The 17,303-nt window shown below is 64.9% G+C and carries 16 protein-coding genes; 2 read left to right on the top strand and 14 right to left on the bottom strand.

What is annotated here, in order from left to right; all coding sequences use genetic code 11:
• Positions 1-151 precede the first annotated feature (151 nt).
• Positions 152-1,993: a DNA helicase RecQ gene (gene recQ, locus LB551_RS06480; protein ID WP_224658591.1), complete on the bottom strand. Its 1,842-nt coding sequence runs from the start codon at positions 1,991-1,993 to the stop codon at positions 152-154.
• 188 nt (positions 1,994-2,181) lie between these two features.
• Between recQ and LB551_RS06485 the strand changes: the two genes are divergently transcribed.
• Entirely contained in the window at positions 2,182-3,603 is a 1,422-nt protein-coding gene (locus LB551_RS06485; protein ID WP_224658592.1) for a coniferyl aldehyde dehydrogenase, read from the top strand.
• Between the two features lie 224 nt (positions 3,604-3,827).
• On the opposite strand, the gene LB551_RS06490 is transcribed toward LB551_RS06485, so the two are convergent.
• The 7 genes from LB551_RS06490 to LB551_RS06520 all read right to left on the bottom strand — a co-directional run bounded on the left by LB551_RS06490 (position 3,828) and on the right by LB551_RS06520 (position 9,503).
• The gene (locus LB551_RS06490; RefSeq protein ID WP_224625186.1) at positions 3,828-4,166 is read right to left on the bottom strand and encodes a cupin domain-containing protein; all 339 of its coding nucleotides are present in this window, start codon (positions 4,164-4,166) and stop codon (positions 3,828-3,830) included.
• Positions 4,167-4,193: 27 nt separating this feature from the next.
• Entirely contained in the window at positions 4,194-4,958 is a 765-nt protein-coding gene (kduD, locus tag LB551_RS06495) for a 2-dehydro-3-deoxy-D-gluconate 5-dehydrogenase KduD (protein WP_224658593.1), read from the bottom strand.
• Entirely contained in the window at positions 4,955-5,806 is an 852-nt protein-coding gene (gene kduI, locus LB551_RS06500) for a 5-dehydro-4-deoxy-D-glucuronate isomerase (RefSeq protein WP_224658594.1), read from the bottom strand. The genes kduD and kduI overlap by 4 nt, the downstream gene beginning before the upstream one ends.
• A 22-nt stretch (positions 5,807-5,828) precedes the next feature.
• Positions 5,829-6,605 (bottom strand): FadR/GntR family transcriptional regulator, encoded by a 777-nt coding sequence (locus tag LB551_RS06505; RefSeq protein WP_140518248.1) that lies wholly within the window; start codon positions 6,603-6,605, stop codon positions 5,829-5,831.
• A gap of 8 nt (positions 6,606-6,613) precedes the next feature.
• Positions 6,614-7,894 (bottom strand): TRAP transporter large permease, encoded by a 1,281-nt coding sequence (locus LB551_RS06510; protein WP_140560745.1) that lies wholly within the window; start codon positions 7,892-7,894, stop codon positions 6,614-6,616.
• The gene (locus LB551_RS06515; protein WP_140550947.1) at positions 7,895-8,446 is read right to left on the bottom strand and encodes a TRAP transporter small permease; all 552 of its coding nucleotides are present in this window, start codon (positions 8,444-8,446) and stop codon (positions 7,895-7,897) included.
• A 79-nt stretch (positions 8,447-8,525) separates the two neighbouring features.
• Complete coding sequence (locus tag LB551_RS06520; protein ID WP_140550783.1) at positions 8,526-9,503, bottom strand: TRAP transporter substrate-binding protein; 978 nt, start codon at positions 9,501-9,503, stop codon at positions 8,526-8,528.
• Positions 9,504-9,864: 361 nt separating this feature from the next.
• Here LB551_RS06520 and LB551_RS06525 point away from each other — a divergent pair, with 361 nt between their 5' ends.
• Positions 9,865-11,355 (top strand): mannitol dehydrogenase family protein, encoded by a 1,491-nt coding sequence (locus tag LB551_RS06525; protein WP_224658595.1) that lies wholly within the window; start codon positions 9,865-9,867, stop codon positions 11,353-11,355.
• 53 nt (positions 11,356-11,408) lie between these two features.
• Here LB551_RS06525 and LB551_RS06530 read toward each other — a convergent pair whose 3' ends face one another.
• The 6 genes from LB551_RS06530 to LB551_RS06555 all read right to left on the bottom strand — a co-directional run bounded on the left by LB551_RS06530 (position 11,409) and on the right by LB551_RS06555 (position 17,238).
• Positions 11,409-11,816, bottom strand: a complete 408-nt coding sequence (locus tag LB551_RS06530; RefSeq protein WP_140641182.1) for a F0F1 ATP synthase subunit epsilon — start codon at positions 11,814-11,816, stop codon at positions 11,409-11,411.
• Between the two features lie 113 nt (positions 11,817-11,929).
• Complete coding sequence (atpD, locus tag LB551_RS06535; protein ID WP_224658596.1) at positions 11,930-13,516, bottom strand: F0F1 ATP synthase subunit beta; 1,587 nt, start codon at positions 13,514-13,516, stop codon at positions 11,930-11,932.
• Between the two features lie 70 nt (positions 13,517-13,586).
• A complete protein-coding gene (locus LB551_RS06540) occupies positions 13,587-14,471 on the bottom strand; it encodes a F0F1 ATP synthase subunit gamma (RefSeq protein ID WP_224658597.1) in 885 nt (294 codons plus the stop codon).
• A gap of 46 nt (positions 14,472-14,517) precedes the next feature.
• Positions 14,518-16,047 carry a F0F1 ATP synthase subunit alpha gene (gene atpA / locus LB551_RS06545; protein ID WP_140550779.1) on the bottom strand — a complete coding sequence of 510 codons (1,530 nt, stop codon included), beginning with the start codon at positions 16,045-16,047 and terminating at the stop codon, positions 14,518-14,520.
• Positions 16,047-16,607 (bottom strand): F0F1 ATP synthase subunit delta, encoded by a 561-nt coding sequence (locus tag LB551_RS06550; RefSeq protein ID WP_140550778.1) that lies wholly within the window; start codon positions 16,605-16,607, stop codon positions 16,047-16,049. The genes atpA and LB551_RS06550 overlap by 1 nt, the downstream gene beginning before the upstream one ends.
• A 235-nt stretch (positions 16,608-16,842) precedes the next feature.
• A complete protein-coding gene (locus LB551_RS06555; RefSeq protein ID WP_140518245.1) occupies positions 16,843-17,238 on the bottom strand; it encodes a DUF4345 family protein in 396 nt (131 codons plus the stop codon).
• Positions 17,239-17,303 lie beyond the last annotated feature (65 nt).

Raw genomic sequence — 17,303 nt, forward strand, 5'->3', positions numbered from 1 at the left:
CATCAACACCTCCCGCAAAGCGAAAAGTGTTACCCATGTGTCCGGTACGTTTCGTCACCTATGTCTCGGGTCGTTCAGTTCTGTACAACCCGGAGACATGAGCAACAGTTTGCCCGCTGTCGCCTGAGCGTGACGCGCCGACCGGTTCTGCTCAATTCGGACGATGTCCCGCGATTGCGCCCAGAAAAACCTCCCCGAATTCCCTAAGCTTCGCCGCTCCCACGCCATTCACCTCGGCGAAGGCGTCGAGGTCGTGCGGGCGGCGTTCGGCCATGTCGATCAACGTGCGGTCGGAAAACACGACATAGGCCGGCACCTGCCGCTCCTTGGCCAGCCGCAGCCGCAGCGCCTTGAGCGCGGCCAGCAGCGATCCATCCACACCCTCGGCTCTGGCGGCGGAGCCTTCCCCGGAACGCTTCCTGCCGCGCGCGAGAGGGTCCCGCGTCTCGACGCGATAATGGAACGCAACCTCGCCGCGCGCGAGGGCGCGGCCGCTTTCGGAAATGGCGAGGCTGCCATGGCCGTCCGGATCCGGCATCAGGAATCCGCCGGCGACCAGTTGCCGGATCAGCGACAGCCAGACCGTTTTCCTATGCGCCGCGCCGGCCCGGAAACTGGTCAGCGTTTGATGGCCTCTCGCCAGCACTTTCTCCGTCTCGTGGCCGAGCAGTATGTCGATGATATGGGCGGCGCCGAAGCGCTCGCCGGTCTGCGCGACGGCCGCGAGGATGGTCCGCGCCTCCGCTCCGCCATCTGCGCGCGGCGCCTGGTCGAGACAGTTGTCGCAATTGCCGCAAGGTTCCGCTTCTTCGCCGAAATAGCCAAGCAGCACCTGGCGACGGCACTGCGCCGTCTCGCAATAGCCGATCAGCGTGTCGAGCCGGCGATGCCCGCGCCTCTTGTGTTCAGGTGATGACTCTTCGTCGTCGATGAACAGGCGCCGCATGCGGATATCGCCGAGCCCGTAAAGCATATGGGCCTCGGCCGCCCGCCCGTCGCGGCCGGCGCGGCCGATCTCCTGATAATAGGCTTCCAGGCTGCCCGGCAGGTCGGTGTGGAAGACATAGGCGACGTCGGGCTTGTCGATGCCCATGCCGAAGGCGATGGTCGCCACCATGACGACTCCGGAGAGCGTCATGAAAGCGTTTTGATTCGCCTCACGCGCCTCCTTGCTCATCCCGGCGTGATAGGCGAGCGCGGTGACGCCGTTCTTCTCGAGGAAGGCCGCCATCTCTTCCGTCTTCTTGCGCGACAGGCAGTAGACGATGCCGCTCTTGCCCGCGTGACGCCCGACGAAGCGCAGCAACTGGCGCTTGCTGTCCTGCTTGGCCTCGAGGGCAAGCTTGATGTTCGGCCGGTCGAAACCCAGCACCAGGGTTTCGGCGCGCCCGGCGAACAGACGCGCTTCGATATCGGTGCGGGTAGCCTCGTCCGCCGTCGCCGTCAGCGCGATGATCGGCACTTGCGGGAAAATGGAGCGCAGCCGCGACAGATCCTCATATTCGCGCCGGAACGCCGGACCCCATTGCGAGATGCAATGCGCCTCGTCGATGGCGATCAGGCTGACGTCTAGCCTGGCCAGCGCGTCGAGCATCCGCTCGGTCATCAGCCGCTCCGGCGCGAGATAGAGCAGGCGCGTCTGGCCGGAGGCGACACGGCGCCACGCCGCCACATTGGCCTCGCGCTCGAGCGAGGAGTTGATCGTATCGGCCGCCACGCCGGCCAGGCGCAACGCCGCGACCTGATCCTGCATCAGCGCCACCAGCGGCGAGACGACGATGGCGAGGCCGCCCAGGACCAGCGCCGGAACCTGATAGCACAGCGACTTGCCCGCACCCGTCGGCATGACCGCCAGCACATGGCGTCCGCCCAGCAGCGCCTCCATGACGTCAGCCTGGCCGGGACGAAAATCGTCGAAGCCGAACACATCCTTCAGGACGCGCCGCTTGGGGTCTGGTGCATCCGGCGCAACGCTCGCCGTCGATATCGCCATCTCGCAATGGTCCCCTGTTTGGCTGAGGCACCGTTCTTAAAGCGAAGATCGCCGGAACGCTATCCGCGGATACCGGTGGCACGCCCACCGGCTCCAATTCTTGCCTTCCCCTGCGACATCAGCACCCCTGCTGGATTCCCTCACGCGCCGCGATGTAAGCTTGCCTCGGCGCCATCAGGGAGGGAGCGATGCTGCAGACCAGACAGGATGCTCTCGGCGAGCGCTTCAAGCTGCAGCGCGCCGCCTTCGAGGCGCAGCCCTTCCCGGGCCTCGATGTCCGCAAGGATCGCCTCGCCCGCTTGCTCGCGCTCACGGAAAAGCACGAGGCCGACATCTGCGCGGCGATCGACGCCGATTTCGGCGGCCGCTCGGCTCATGAGACCCGCCTTGCCGAGCTGTTCGTGGTGCGGGCTGGCATCCGCCACGCACTGTCCCACCTGAAAGGCTGGATGCGGCAACGCCGCGTCGCCACCACCTTGCCCTTCCTGCCGGGCAGGAACCGGCTCGTCCCGCAGCCGCTCGGTGTCGTCGGCATCGTATCGCCCTGGAACTACCCTTTCCAGCTCGCCGTCGCGCCGGCCACCGCGGCGCTCGCCGCCGGCAATCGCGTGCTGGTCAAACCATCGGAATTAACGCCCGCCTTTTCAGCGCTGCTGGCGCGCCTGGCCGCCGAGCATTTCGCGCCGGACGAACTCAGCATCATCACCGGCGATGCGGAGGTCGGCAAGGCATTCGTGTCGATGCCTTTCGATCACCTGCTGTTCACCGGATCGACGGCCGTCGGCCGCCAGGTCGCACTGGCCGCCGCGGCCAACCTGACCCCGGTCACGCTGGAACTCGGCGGCAAGTCGCCGGCGATCTTCGACCCCTCATGCGACCTCGATGCGGCGGCGGCCAGCGTCGCCTATGGCAAGCTCCTCAATGCCGGGCAAACCTGCATCGCGCCGGACTATCTGCTGGTGCCGCAAGGCCAGGCGGAAACGGTCGCCGCCAAGCTCGCAACGGCTATGGCGAAGCTCTACCCCAGCCTGCGCGACAATCCGGACTATACTGCCATCGTCAGCGACCGGCATTATCAGCGCCTGCGCGACATGATCGCCGAGGCCCGCGACAGCGGCGCCACGATAGTCGAGGTCAACCCGGCCGGCGAGGCGTTCGGCGCGGACAGCCGCAAGCTGCCGCCGACGCTGGTGAGCAAGCCCGATTCCAACCTGCGGCTGATGCGCGAGGAGATTTTCGGGCCGGTGCTGCCGATCCTCGAATATGCCGGGATCGACGAGGCCATCGCCCATGTCAACCGGGCCGACCGGCCGCTGGCGCTCTACTGGTTCGGGCGGGACGACGGCAACCGGCAACGCATCCTGCACGAGACCATCGCCGGCGGCGTCACCATCAACGACTGCATGTTGCATCTGGTGCAGGAGAACCAACCCTTCGGCGGCGTCGGCGCCAGCGGCATGGGCGCCTATCACGGCGAATGGGGCTTCCGCACCTTCAGCAAGGAGAAGCCGGTCTTCCTGCAGTCGCGCTTGAGCGCGGGAAGCCTTCTGCGTCCGCCCTATGGCAAGACCTTCGAACGGCTTTTCGGCCTGCTCAGGCACATCACTTGAACGCCGTGCATCTCTTGCCTCGTCAGTGGCCGGCGCGATCACATGGGGCCGCGCGTTAAGCCTATCTTCACCATGATGCGGCAGGGTCCATCTCCTGCGGCCACGTTTCGAGTACCGCGGCGCGCAAGCGCCCAGGCAACAGACCCGCGCCTCTCCGGAGGCGCGGGTTTTCATTTGGAAACAGCGCCAGAACGAGCGCCCGTCGCTCATCGCATGGCCGCCCCTCAGGCGAGGAAATCGGCGCGGTGCGGCGTAAAGCTGTCGACGAGCCGGCCCGCCTCGAGCGCCTTGACACCGTGCACCAGGCCGGACGGCACGATGAAGCTGCCGCCTGTCTCGATGATTTCGGTCCGGCCGTCGATGGTCACTTCGAAGCGGCCCTCGGCGACGTAGCTCGCCTGCACATGCGGATGCGAATGCAGGGCGCCGACGCCGCCCTTGTCGAAGCCGAACTCGACCATCATCAGTTCATCCGTGTGCAGGAGAACGCGCCGCCTGTTGCCGTCCGGCGTCACCGTCCAGGCGCCCGCGCCGGCCTGCGAGAAGATTTTCGTTTCGCTCATCCCAATATTCCTCGTCGAGACAGATCCTCATCGCGCCAGCCAGCCCCCGTCCACCGGCACCACCGCGCCATGCATGTAGTCCGACGCCGGCGCCAGCAGGAAGGCCGCCGCATCGCCAATGTCTTCCGGCCGGCCCCAGCGGCCGGCGGGGATGCGCGCCAGGATCGAGCCGCTGCGGTCGGGATCGGCGCGCAGCGCCTGCGTATTGTTGGTTTCGATATAGCCCGGCGCGATGCCGTTGATGTTGATGCCCTTCGCTGCCCATTCGCAGGCGAGCAGCCGGGTGATGCCGAGCACGCCATGCTTCGAGGCGGTGTAGGACGCGACGCGGATGCCGCCCTGGAAACTCAGCACCGAGGCGATGTTGACGATCTTGCCCTTGCGTCCGCCGGCAAGGACGCGCCTGGCGAAGCCTTGGCAGAGCAGAAAAGCCGTCTTCAGGTTGAGGTCGAGCACCTCGTCCCAATCGGCCTCAGAAAGGTCGATTGCATCGGCGCGCCGGATGATGCCGGCATTGTTGACCAGCCCGTCGAGCGGCCCGCTTTCGTCCCACACGCGCTCCAGCATCGGACCTGCGGCGGATGTGTCGGCAAGGTCGGCCGCGACCGCCTCGAACCGCCCGCCCGCCGCGGCGATCCTTGCGGCCGTCTCATCCATCGAGGAACGGCCGACACCGACGACCATGCCGCCGGCGCGCGCGATCGAGACGGCAATGCCCTGGCCGATTCCGGTGTTGGCGCCGGTGACGAGGATGCGCCGGCCGGTCAGGCTGAAGGCGGAAAGATCGCTCACCGCAGGTCTTCCATCGCCACCGGATCGACATCGGTGTAGTCGACATTGTCGCCGGCCATCGCCCAGATGAAGGCATAGCTGGAGGTGCCGGCGCCCGAATGGATAGACCAGCCCGGCGACAGCACGGCCTCCTCGTTGCGCATGATGATGTGGCGGGTCTCGTCCGGCTCGCCCATGAAATGGAAGACGCGCGCCGCCTCCGGCAGGTCGAAATAGAGATAGGCCTCCATGCGCCGGTCGTGCACATGGCACGGCATGGTGTTCCAGATGGAGCCCGGCGCGAGTTGCGTCATCCCGACGACGAGCTGGCAGGTCCTGGCCCCGTCGGCATGGATGAACTGGAAGATCGAGCGCTCGTTGCAGGCCTCGTTGCTGCCGAGATCGAGACGCCTGGCGTCGCCGATACGGATCAGCCGGCTGGGAAAGGTTTGATGCGCCGGCGCGCTGAGCAGATAAAACTTCGCCGGCGCGGCCTTGTCGACTGAGGCGAACGACACATCCTGCGTGCCCATGCCGAGATAGAGCATGTCGCGCGCCTGCAGCTCGTGGAGCTGGCCGCCGGCTTCGATCGTGCCGGCGCCGCCGATATTGACGGCGATCAACTCGCGGCGATCGAGAAAGCCTTTCGTTCCGGTCGGCTTGATTGCCTCCAGCCGAAGCGGCGCGCCGGCCGGCATCGCGCCGCCGACGATCATACGGTCGTAATGTGTGTAGGTCAGGCTGACGCGGCCGGGCTGGAACAGGTCGTCGATGTGGAAATTGTGGCGCAGCTCGTCGGTTCCCATGGCCGCGGCGGCGGCGGGGTCGATGGCAAAGCGCGATGTATAGTCGGTATGGTTCTGGCTCATTGCTGTCCTGACTTGAGATGGATCATTCGCCGCCGGCCGCCTTGACCGAGTCGGAATAATAGACCTGCCGCGCGTGCAGGCGCTCGCGATAGCGCTGCTGGCTCGCCGAGAGATGCGTGCGCATCGCCTCGCGCGCGGCTTCGGCGTCGCCCGATGTGATCGCGTTCAGGATCACCAGGTGCTCGCGCTGCAGCCCGCGCTGGTAGCTGTCCGACTGCACAAGCTCGGTCGACCAGGGCGAGGTCACGTCGCACGGAATGGCGCGCCGGCCGAGCACGTCGAGCATCTCGACATAGAACGGGTTGTTGGTGGCGCTGGCGATGGCGCGATGGAAGGCGAGGTCGGCCGGACCGGTCGGCTCGCTGGCGAGCAGCAGCCGCTCGAATTCGAAGAAGGCTTCCTGGATCGCCGCCTCCTGGGCCGCGTTGCGGCGGATCGCGGCGAGCCCGGCCGATTCGATCTCGATGGCGAGCCGCACTTCGAGCACGTTGAGTGCGATCGAATCCTTGCTGCCCATATCGGCCGCGAGCGCCCCGAACATCGTCGAGATGTGCTCGGTGACGAAGACGCCGGCGCCCTGCCGTGGCTCGACCAGGCCGTCGGCGGCGAGCTTGGCCAGGGCTTCGCGGATGACGGTGCGGCTGACGCCGAAGGTTTCGGTCAACTGGCCCTCGGTCGGCAGTTTGTGGCCGGGCAGGATCTCACCCGCCTGAAGCTGCCTGCGGATCGCCGCGACGACGGTCTCCGACAGTTTGGGTTTTCTCTCGACCCTGAGGTCGGTTGCGCTATCCAATGCCATGTCGTCCTCTATTTGAACACGCTCGGCAACCAGAGCGAGATGGCCGGAATATAGGTCACCAGCCCGAGAACCACGATACCGGCGCCATAGAACGGCCAGATCGAGCGCATCGCTTCCCAGACCGTGATCTTGCCGACGGCGCAGGCGACGAACTGCACCGTGCCGACCGGCGGCGTGTTCAGCCCGATGCCGAGATTGAGAATGGTGATGACACCGAAATGCACGGGATCCACGCCGTAATGCGTGACCAGCGGCAGGAAGATCGGCGTGCAGATGATGATCATCGGCCCCATGTCCATGAAGGTGCCGAGCACCAGCATCAGGACGTTGAGCAGCAGCAGCACGACGAGCGGATCGGTGGAGATCGCATTCATGCCGGCGATCAGCAGCACCGGCACTTTGAGATAGGCCATCAGCCAGCTGAAAGAAGCCGCCGTGCCGATGATCAACAGCACCATCGAAGTGGTGCGCACGGCGCCCTTGGTGGCGTGGACGAAATCGCTCCAGCCCATCGAGCGATAGACGAGGACGGTAACGAGCAAGGCGTAGAGAATGGCGATGCACGAACTCTCCGTCGCTGTGAAGATTCCGGAGCGGACGCCGCCGAAGATGATGCCGATCAGGAGCAGTCCGGGAATAGCGATGAGCGCCAGCTGCCCGACGCGCGAAAAACCGGGGAAGGCCTCGACCGGGTAGCCGCGGCTGCGGGCGACGAAATAGGCGGTGACCATCAGCGAGGCGGCGAACAGAAGGCCCGGCAGTATGCCGGCGGTGAATAGGTCGGCGATCGAAATCTTGCCGCCCCCGGCGATCGAGTAGATGATCATGTTCTGCGACGGCGGCAAAAGCAGCGCGATCAGCGCCGCCATCGAGGTGACGTTGACGGCATAGTCGGCGCCGTAGCCGCGTGCCTTCATCTGCGGGATCATCAGCCCGCCGACGGCCGCGGCCTCGGCCACGGCCGAGCCGGAAATACCGCCGAACAGCGTGCCGGCGATGATGTTGACCTGGCCGAGGCCGCCCCGGACATGGCCGACCAGGGAGCCGGCAAAGGAAACGATGCGCTGCGCGATGCCGCCGCGCACCATCAGATCGCCGGCATAGATGAAGAACGGGATCGCCATCAGGGAGAACGCGCTCATGCCCGACTTCATCTGCTGGAACACGACCAGGGGCGGCAGGCCGAGATAGAGCACGGTGGCGAAGGAGGCAGCACCGAGGCAGAACGCGATCGGCGTGCCGCCGAACATCAGCAGCGTGAAGACGCCGAACAGGATCCAGAGCTCCATCTAGGCCTCCTGCACCGCCGGCATCTCCGGCACGTCCTCGAGATTGATGTCCTTGTCGATATCGACGCCCGACCAGCGCAGCGCGATGCGCTCGGCCGAGAACAGGCAGATCAGCACGCCGCCGGCGACCAGCGGCAGATAGTCGAAGCCGCCCGGCAGTTCGAGCGCCGGGATGATGGTGTGCCAGGTCAGGCCGACAAGCTTGCAGCCGTACCAGACCATGCCGAACCCGAAGCCGAGCACGATCAGGTCGGACAGCGTGCGCAACGCTCCCTTGCTGCCTTTCGGCAGGATATAAAGCAGCACGTCGAACCCCATATGATAGTTCTCCCGCACGCCGACGGCGGCGCCGAGGAAGATGAACCAGTTCATCAGCATGATGGCGCTGGTTTCGGTCCAGCTCGGCGACGAATTGAGCACGAAGCGGAAGAAGACCTGATAGGCGACGAGCGCGGTCATGGCGACCAGCCCGATGCCGGCCAGATAGAGCGCTCCGTCGCAAATCCTCGAAAGCACGACGCTGAACCGTGGCGGCGCCGCGCTGCTTGTCATTGTCGCCATCTGATCCTCCCGATCGCCGGCCGGTCACGAAGGCGCGGGACGGCATGCATTGCCCGCCCCGCGACCGACTTCACTTGGTTGCCTGGATGCGGGCGGCGAGGTCCTTCAGCGCCGGCGTCGACAGATATTTGTCATAGACCGGCTTCATCGCGTCGATCAGCGGCTGCTTGTCGATCTCGCTGACCTTGACGCCTGCCTTCTCCACGATGTCGCGGGATTTCTTCTCCTGAGCGTCCCACAGTTCGCGCATCTTGACGACGCTGTCCTTGGCCGCCTGGCGCACGACCGCCTGGTCTTCCGGCGAGAGCTTGTCCCAGCTCGCCTTCGCCATCACCAGCACCTCCGGAACGATCTGGTGCTGGTCGAGCGTGTAGTGCTTGGCGACCTCATAGTGCTTGGCGGATTCGAAGCTCGGCCAGTTGTTTTCGGCGCCGTCGATGACGCCGGTCTCAAGTGCCGAATAGACTTCGCCATAAGCCATTGGCGTGGCGTTGGCGCCCAGTGCGTTGACCATGTCGACGAACACGTCCGACTGGATGACGCGGAATTTCATGCCCTTCAGGTCGGCGATCGAGGCGATGTCCTTCTTGGTGTTGTAGAAGGAGCGTGCGCCGGAATCGTAGAAGGCCAGACCGACCAGGTCATGTGCCTCGAAAGCTTTCAGGATGTCGTCGCCGATCGGTCCGTCCATGACATGGCGCATATGTTCGACCGAGCGGAATATGTAGGGCAGCGACGGCACCGCGGTTTCCGGCACGATGCCGTTGAACGGCCCCATCGAGACACGATTGAGGTCGATGACGCCGGTCTGGGTCTGCTCGATCGTGTCCTTCTCCTCGCCGAGCTGCGCCGAATGATAGACCTCGACCGAATAGCGGCCATCGGTGCGCTGCTTGATCAGTTCGCCCATGTATTTCACCGCCTCGACCGTCGGATAGCCGTCGGGGTGCGTGTCGGCCGACCGAAGCACGGTTTGCGCGTTGGCAATGCCGATCAACAGCGAGCCAATGGCGAATGTGGCCGCCGTCAATTTCGAAAAATGCAACATGACTTCCTCCCTTTTTTAAAAATCAAGGCGCCGGCTCAGAGCCGGCGCATCCCCAGCCTGTCATCCCTGCTCATCCTGGCCATTGGGCCAGCATCCGGTGCGGGCGGGCGAGCGTGGACGCACGTCGCTGCTATGCAGCAAATCCGCATCTGTCGGTGCCACGGTGATCCTCCCAAGAGGCGCTATCGGTAGGGTCGCAAGGAAATAATGTCAACATACAAAAAATAGATTGTTGTATGATGACTTTGGATCGGGAACGGGCCATTGTGCCGGCCGGCAGTGGATGTTACGCCGCTGCCGTTTCTCCTTCGCCGACCTTACAGGGCGGCTCCCAAAGGCCAATCGGGGACTTCGCGCAGCAATGAACAGACGTCTTTCGAAGAATACGATCGCGACGTTGCCGGCGAGGATCGCCGTGCCGCGTTTTGATCGCGCATCGGTCACGCAAGGCATCGTGCATCTGGGGGTCGGCGCCTTTCATCGCGCCCACCAGGCAGCCTATGTCGACGATTGCTTGAGTGCTGGAGAGACGGACTGGGGCATCGTGGGCGTGTCGCTGCGCAGTGCCGACACGCGCGATGCGCTGGCGCCGCAGGACGAGCTCTACACGCTGGCGATCCGCAGCGGGGGCGAAGAAAGGCTTCATGTCATCGGCTCCATCGGCGCGATGCTGGTGGCGCCGGAAGATCCCGCCGCCGTGCTGGCCACGTTGACCGATCCGCGCACCCGCATCGTGACGCTGACCATCACCGAGAAAGCCTATCTGCGGGCCGCCGGCGGCGGGCTCGACGCGGCCCATCCTGATATTGCCTACGATCTGGCGAACCCGCATCTGCCGAAGACCGCGCACGGTTTTCTGGCCGAGGCGCTTGCACGCCGTCGCGCGGCCGGCTTGCAGCCCTTCACCGTGCTCTGCTGCGACAACCTGCCTGCCAACGGCGCGACCTTGCACAGGCTGCTGGTGGAATTCGCAACGCTGCGCGATGCCGGCCTCGGGGAGAAAGGCGCGACCAGGCTTGCCGGCCATATCGCCGACGAGGTCGCGTTTCCCTCCAGCATGGTCGACCGCATCGTGCCGGCCACGACCGATGCCGACCGGGCGCGGATCGCTCTCGAGCTCGGCGTCGACGACGCCTGGCCGGTCATGACCGAGCCGTTCTGCCAGTGGGTGGTCGAAGACAATTTTCCGGCAGGCCGCCCAGCCTGGGAAAAGTTCGGTGTCACCATGGTCGGGGATGTCGGGCCCTTCGAGGACATGAAGCTGAGGCTGCTCAACGGCGCGCATTCGGCCATTGCCTATCTCGGCCTGCTCAGCGGACACGCCACCGTCGACCGCGCCTTCGCCGATCCGGCGATCAGGCGCTTTGTCGATGCGCTCTGGGCCGAGGCAATCCCGACCCTGCCCACCGATGCCGGGCTGGACACCGCGAACTATACGGCAGAGCTTGCCCAGCGTTTCTCCAACACCGCGCTCGCCCACCGCACCGCACAGATCGCCAATGACGGCAGCCAGAAACTGCCGCAGCGCATCATGGCCTCTGCCATCAAGCGCCTCCATTCAGGCGCCGCGCCCCGGCATCTCATGCTGGCGGTCGCCGCCTGGATCGCCGCCTGCGAAGCACGCGGAAAGACTTTGCCCGAGGGCCATTTCACCGATCCGCTCGACATGCCCATGACGGCGATCATTGACCGGAATCTGCCCGCTGCCGAAACCGTCGCTTCAGTGTTCGATCTCGCCGGCTTCGCAACCGGAGCGCCGGAGCGGGCCGGATTGATGGACCTCGCGGCCGTCCATCTCGAGCAGTTGCGCCGTGGCGGACCGGCTCAGGCCTTCGCGGCATTGGGCATTTAAAAACGAAAAAGCGAGGCAAGGCCCCGCTTTTCAGTCGACTGTTGGTGCCGGCCTCAAGCCGGCAGGATGGCGCCTTCCAGCGTGGTGAGCTGGCTGAGGAATTGTTCGGCCTTGGTGCGCGACTGGTCATCCTTGGCGTCGGCGGCGTCTTCCCTGGCTTCCTGGATACGGCGCGCGAGATCGGCGCGGTCGACATCCTTCACCGCGACAGCAGATTCCGCCAGCAGCGTGCAGCCGGCCGGAACAATGTCCGCGAAGCCGCCGAAGACGACATAACGCTCTTCACCGCCCGATGCGGCCTTCACCGTGACGACGCCCGGTTTGATGGTGGTCATGACCGGTGCGTGATGCGCCATCACGGTCATCTCGCCCTCGGCACCCGGAATGACGACGGCCTCCACCTCTGCGGAAACCAGCAGGCGCTCCGGCGAGACCAGTTCGAACTTGAAAGCTTCTGCCATGTCGATTTAGTGAGTAGGGAATAGTGAGTAGGGAAGTAGGGAGAAAGGGCAATTGCCCCCGGTCACCTGCCTGCCATTCACTACTGACTACTGACTACTCCCTATTCCCTTGATTAAGCCGCTTCAGCCGCGAGACGCTGTGCCTTCTCGACCGCTTCCTCGATGCCGCCGACCATGTAGAAGGCGGCTTCCGGCAGGTGGTCGTAGTCGCCGTTGCAGAGGCCCTTGAAGCCCTTGATGGTGTCGGCGAGGTCGACCAGCTTGCCCGGCGCGCCGGTGAACACTTCGGCGACGAAGAAGGGCTGCGACAGGAAGCGCTCGATCTTGCGGGCGCGGGCCACCGTCTGCTTGTCCTCTTCCGACAACTCGTCCATGCCCAGGATGGCGATGATGTCCTGCAGCGACTTGTAGCGCTGGAGGATCGACTGCACCTGGCGCGCGACGGCATAGTGCTCTTCACCGACCACCAGCGGGTCGAGCATGCGCGAGGTCGAGTCCAGCGGATCGACGGCCGGATAGATGCCCTTTTCGGCGATCGAGCGGTTGAGCGTCGTCGTCGCGTCGAGATGGGCGAACGAGGTCGCCGGCGCCGGGTCGGTCAAGTCGTCGGCCGGCACGTAGATGGCCTGCACCGAGGTGATCGAGCCCTTGGTGGTGGTGGTGATGCGTTCCTGCAGGGCGCCCATGTCCGTGGCGAGCGTCGGCTGGTAGCCCACGGCCGACGGGATACGGCCGAGCAGTGCCGACACTTCCGAACCGGCCTGCGTGAAGCGGAAGATGTTGTCGACGAAGAACAGCACGTCCTGGCCCTGGTCGCGGAAATATTCGGCGACCGTCAGGCCGGTCAGGCCGACGCGGGCACGTGCGCCCGGCGGCTCGTTCATCTGACCATAGACCAACGCCGCCTTGGAGCCTTCGCCGCCGCCCTTCTTGTTGACGCCGGATTCGATGAACTCGTGATAGAGGTCGTTGCCCTCGCGGGTGCGCTCGCCGACGCCGGCGAACACCGAATAGCCGCCATGCGCCTTGGCGATGTTGTTGATCAGTTCCTGGATCAGCACGGTCTTGCCGACGCCGGCGCCGCCGAACAGGCCGATCTTGCCGCCCTTGGCATAGGGCGCGAGCAGGTCGAGCACCTTGATGCCGGTGATCAGGATCTGCGCTTCCGTCGACTGTTCGATATAGGCCGGGGCCGGCTGGTGGATCGAGCGCAACTCGACCGCGTCGACCGGGCCTGCTTCGTCGACCGGCTCGCCGATGACGTTGATGATGCGGCCGAGCATGCCCGGACCGACAGGCACGGCGATCGGGCCGCCGGTGTCGCGCACTTCCTGGCCGCGCACCAGGCCTTCGGTGGAATCCATGGCGATGCAGCGCACCGTGTTTTCGCCCAGATGCTGGGCCACTTCGAGAACCAGGCGGTTGCCGACATTGGTGGTCTCGAGCGCATTCAGGATCGGCGGCAGGTGATCGCCGAACTGCACGTCGACCACGGCGCCGATGACCTGTCGGACCTTGCCGACGATGCCGGTGGCCTTACTGGCCACGGCCGGGGTTTTTACTGCGGCGGCCCTGGTCGGCGCTGCCGCTTTCCTGGCCGGAGCCGCCTTGGCTGCTGCGGCCGGAGCCTTTGCCGGTGCTGCTGCCTTGGGAGCCGCAGTCTTGGGGGTCGCAGTCTTGGGGGTCGCTGCTTTCGCCATCGTCTTTACCCTTTTCGTCCTTTGTTTCTCGCGCGGTCGGATCGAGGTCGTTGACCCCGGAAAACCGTGCCTAGAGCGCCTCGGCGCCCGAAATGATTTCGATCAGTTCCTTGGTGATCTGCGCCTGGCGCTGGCGGTTGTAGGTGATCGACAGCTTGTTGATCATCTCGCCGGCGTTGCGCGTGGCATTGTCCATGGCGCTCATCTTGGCGCCCATCTCACCCGCCGCATTTTCAAGCAGCGCGCGGAAAATCTGCACCGCGATGTTGCGCGGAATGAGCTCGGACAGGATTTCACCCGGCTCCGGCTCGTACTCGTAGACGGCGTTGCCGCCATCCGTGGACTCGGCCGCGGCCGGGGGCTCGGCAGCCGGAATGATCTGCTGCGCGGTCGGGACCTGGCTGATCACCGACTTGAACTGCGAATAGAACAGCGTGCAGATGTCGAAGCCGCCCTCGTTGAAGAGGTGGATGATCTTCTTGGCGATCGCATCGGCATTGACGAAGCCGAGCGTCTTGACCTCGCGCAGGTCGATCCGGTCGAGGATCATCGAGGCATAGTCGCGGCGCAGGATATCGAAACCCTTCTTGCCGACGCAGATGATCTTGACCTGCTTGCCGTCGGCCAGGAGCCTGCGGATGTGGTCGCGGGCAAGGCGGGCGATCTGCGAATTGAAGCCGCCGCACAGGCCGCGCTCGGCGGTGCAGACGACGAGCAGGTGCACGTCGTCCTTGCCGGTGCCGGTCATCAGCGCCGGGGCATCGCCACCGCCGCCGATCGCCTGGGTGATATTGGCCAGCACGGAACCCATGCGCTCCGAATAGGGGCGCGCCGCTTCGGCGGCCTCCTGTGCGCGGCGCAGCTTCGCCGCGGCGACCATCTGCATCGCCTTGGTGATCTTCTGCGTCGCCTTGACCGAGGCGATACGGTTACGAAGGTCTTTTAATGAAGGCATGCTTCAAACCTGATCCCGTCTTGTCTCATCCGGACTGGCGCTTCGCTCAGGCGAAGGTCTTGGCGAACGCGTCGATCTCGGCCTTCAGCTTGCCGCGCAGATCGTCCGACAGCGCCTTTTCCTTGCGGATGGCGTCGAGGACGTCCTTGCCGGCCGAACGCATGTGGCTGAGCAGGCCATGCTCGAACTTGCCGACCTGGTTGACCGGCAGCTTGTCGAGATAGCCGTTGACGCCGGCGAAGATCACCGCGACCTGCTCTTCCGTCTTCAGCGGCGAGAACTGCGGCTGCTTCAGGAGCTCGGTCAGGCGCGAACCGCGGTTGAGCAGGCGCTGCGTGGCGGCGTCGAGATCCGAGCCGAACTGCGCGAAGGCCGCCATTTCGCGGTACTGCGCGAGCTCGCCCTTGATCGAGCCGGCAACCTGCTTCATCGCCTTGATCTGCGCCGAGGAGCCGACGCGCGACACCGACAGGCCGACATTGACGGCCGGACGGATGCCCTGGAAGAACAGGTTGGTTTCGAGGAAGATCTGGCCGTCGGTGATCGAGATCACGTTGGTCGGGATATAGGCCGACACGTCGTTGGCCTGCGTTTCGATGACAGGCAGCGCCGTCAGCGAACCGTTGCCCATGTCGTCATTGAGCTTGGCGGCGCGCTCGAGCAGGCGCGAATGCAGGTAGAAGACGTCGCCCGGATAGGCTTCGCGGCCCGGCGGGCGGCGCAAGAGCAGCGACATCTGGCGATAGGCGACGGCCTGCTTCGACAGATCGTCGTAGCTGATCAGCGCATGCATGCCGTTGTCGCGGAAATACTCGCCCATGGTGCAGCCGGCGAACGGCGCCAGGAACTGCATCGGCGCCGGATCGGAAGCGGTGGCGGCGATGATGATCGAATATTCGAGCGCGCCGCGCTCTTCCAGCACCTTGACGAACTGTGCGACGGTCGAGCGCTTCTGGCCGACGGCGACGTAGACGCAGTAGAGCTTTTCCTTCTCGGGGCCGTTGTCGTGCACCGATTTCTGGTTGAGCATCGTGTCGAGGATGATGGCGGTCTTGCCGGTCTGGCGGTCGCCGATGACCAGCTCGCGCTGGCCGCGGCCGACCGGGATCAGCGCGTCGATGGCCTTGAGGCCCGTCGACATCGGCTCATGCACCGACTTGCGCGGAATGATGCCGGGCGCCTTGACGTCGACGCGCTTGCGCTCGGTCGCCTTGATCGGGCCCTTGCCGTCGATCGGGTTGCCGAGCGCGTCGACGACGCGGCCGAGCAGGCCCGGGCCGACCGGAACGTCGACGATGGCGCCGGTGCGCTTGACGGTGTCGCCTTCCTTGATGTCGCGGTCGGCGCCGAAGATGACGACGCCGACATTGTCGGCTTCGAGGTTGAGCGCCATGCCGCGGATGCCGCCGGGGAATTCGACCATCTCGCCAGCCTGGACATTGTCGAGGCCGTAGACGCGGGCGATACCGTCACCGACGGACAGCACCTGTCCGACTTCGGAGACCTCGGCCTCCTTGCCGAAATTCTTGATCTGGTCTTTCAGAATTGCGGAAATTTCCGCGGCGCGGATGTCCATCAGCCGACCTCTTTCAGTGCAAGCTTGAGCGAATTGAGTTTGGTTTTGAGCGACGTATCGATCTGGCGCGAGCCCATCCTGACCACCAGCCCGCCGAGCAGCGACGGATCGACGGTGACGGAGATGGAAACGTCCTTGCCGGCAACGCTCTTCAGCGCCGCCTTGAGTTCGGCCTGCTGGGCAGCGGTCAGTTGATGTGCCGACGTTACCTCGGCGGCCGTCTCGCCGCGATGTTCAGCGGCGATCTGGCGGAATGCCTTGATCATGCCGGGCACGGCGAACAGCCGGCGGTTCTTGGCGACGACGCGCAGGAAATTGCCGGTGAGACCGGTGATCCCGGCCTTGTCGGCGATGGCCGCGATGGCCTTGGCCTGGTCCTCGCTGGAGAACACCGGGCTGTTTATCAGCCGGGTCAAGTCGGCGCTGCCCGCGAGCATCGCCTCGAAACTGTTGAGGTCGGCTTCGACCTTGGCGACGGAATTCGCCTGCGATGCCAGTTCGAACAGCGAACCCGCATAGCGCTCTGCGACACCTGAGATTGGCGATGACGATTGGGCCACGGACCGTCTTTTCTCTTGTCTGACAGGCCGCAGATTGTTGGCGCGAGCGAAAACTCTGGCTAAATCTTTGACCTTACTGCATTTTTTCAAGCACGGAGGCGCGGCTTCCGCTATCCCCGGCCGAAAGTCGATTGCCGTCTAGCACAGGCCTTTTAAGACCGCAATGCGTCGTTCCGCATGGTTTTCAGGCACTATTGTCGCATCCGGCGACGAAGTCCCTGGATTGCCTGTGGATTCAAGGCAGGAAGCCGAAGGCAAAGGCAAGCGGCAACGCCGCCAGCGCCAGTTCCACGACGATGGAAACCCAGTTGAAGGGCGTGTTGGCGCCATCCGACATCATCGACAGCAACCGGCCGAAGGCGGTGAACAGCCAGGAGAAGCCGAGCGCCATGTAGATCAGCGGCTGCGCCAGCAGGATGCAGCAGAGGCCGACGCCGAGATAGAAGCCCGACATGCGGCCGCGCCCTTCGGCGATCGCCGCCGCCTTCTCCGGCTTGACCTGCAAGCGCAGGATGCGAAAGGCAAGCCCCGGCGCCAGGAAAAGCACCAGGCCGAGCAGCACCGTGACGACGGCGCTCGACCAGGCCAGCCATTCGCCCTGGCTCACCGGCCATGGAAACGCAAAATCCATAGTGTCCCCTCGTAAATGCCGCTCTGAAATCGCGGGCATTCTAGCGGAGGAAAAGCCGCGCGCCA

The organism is Mesorhizobium sp. BR1-1-2, assembly GCF_020165435.1.
Classification (GTDB): domain Bacteria; phylum Pseudomonadota; class Alphaproteobacteria; order Rhizobiales; family Rhizobiaceae; genus Mesorhizobium.

Excerpts from the sequence above, each read along its gene's own strand:
- atpA (WP_140550779.1), bottom strand. The coding sequence starts at position 16,047 with ATGGACATCCGCGCCGCGGAAATTTCCGCAATTCTGAAAGACCAGATC.
- LB551_RS06510 (WP_140560745.1), bottom strand. The coding sequence starts at position 7,894 with ATGGAGCTCTGGATCCTGTTCGGCGTCTTCACGCTGCTGATGTTCGGC.
- LB551_RS06490 (WP_224625186.1), bottom strand. The coding sequence starts at position 4,166 with ATGAGCGAAACGAAAATCTTCTCGCAGGCCGGCGCGGGCGCCTGGACG.
- LB551_RS06485 (WP_224658592.1), top strand. The coding sequence starts at position 2,182 with ATGCTGCAGACCAGACAGGATGCTCTCGGCGAGCGCTTCAAGCTGCAG.
- LB551_RS06515 (WP_140550947.1), bottom strand. The coding sequence starts at position 8,446 with ATGACAAGCAGCGCGGCGCCGCCACGGTTCAGCGTCGTGCTTTCGAGG.
- LB551_RS06525 (WP_224658595.1), top strand. The coding sequence starts at position 9,865 with ATGAACAGACGTCTTTCGAAGAATACGATCGCGACGTTGCCGGCGAGG.
- kduI (WP_224658594.1), bottom strand. The coding sequence starts at position 5,806 with ATGAGCCAGAACCATACCGACTATACATCGCGCTTTGCCATCGACCCC.
- LB551_RS06555 (WP_140518245.1), bottom strand. The coding sequence starts at position 17,238 with ATGGATTTTGCGTTTCCATGGCCGGTGAGCCAGGGCGAATGGCTGGCC.
- LB551_RS06520 (WP_140550783.1), bottom strand. The coding sequence starts at position 9,503 with ATGTTGCATTTTTCGAAATTGACGGCGGCCACATTCGCCATTGGCTCG.
- recQ (WP_224658591.1), bottom strand. The coding sequence starts at position 1,993 with ATGGCGATATCGACGGCGAGCGTTGCGCCGGATGCACCAGACCCCAAG.
- LB551_RS06505 (WP_140518248.1), bottom strand. The coding sequence starts at position 6,605 with ATGGCATTGGATAGCGCAACCGACCTCAGGGTCGAGAGAAAACCCAAA.
- LB551_RS06530 (WP_140641182.1), bottom strand. The coding sequence starts at position 11,816 with ATGGCAGAAGCTTTCAAGTTCGAACTGGTCTCGCCGGAGCGCCTGCTG.
- LB551_RS06540 (WP_224658597.1), bottom strand. The coding sequence starts at position 14,471 with ATGCCTTCATTAAAAGACCTTCGTAACCGTATCGCCTCGGTCAAGGCG.
- atpD (WP_224658596.1), bottom strand. The coding sequence starts at position 13,516 with ATGGCGAAAGCAGCGACCCCCAAGACTGCGACCCCCAAGACTGCGGCT.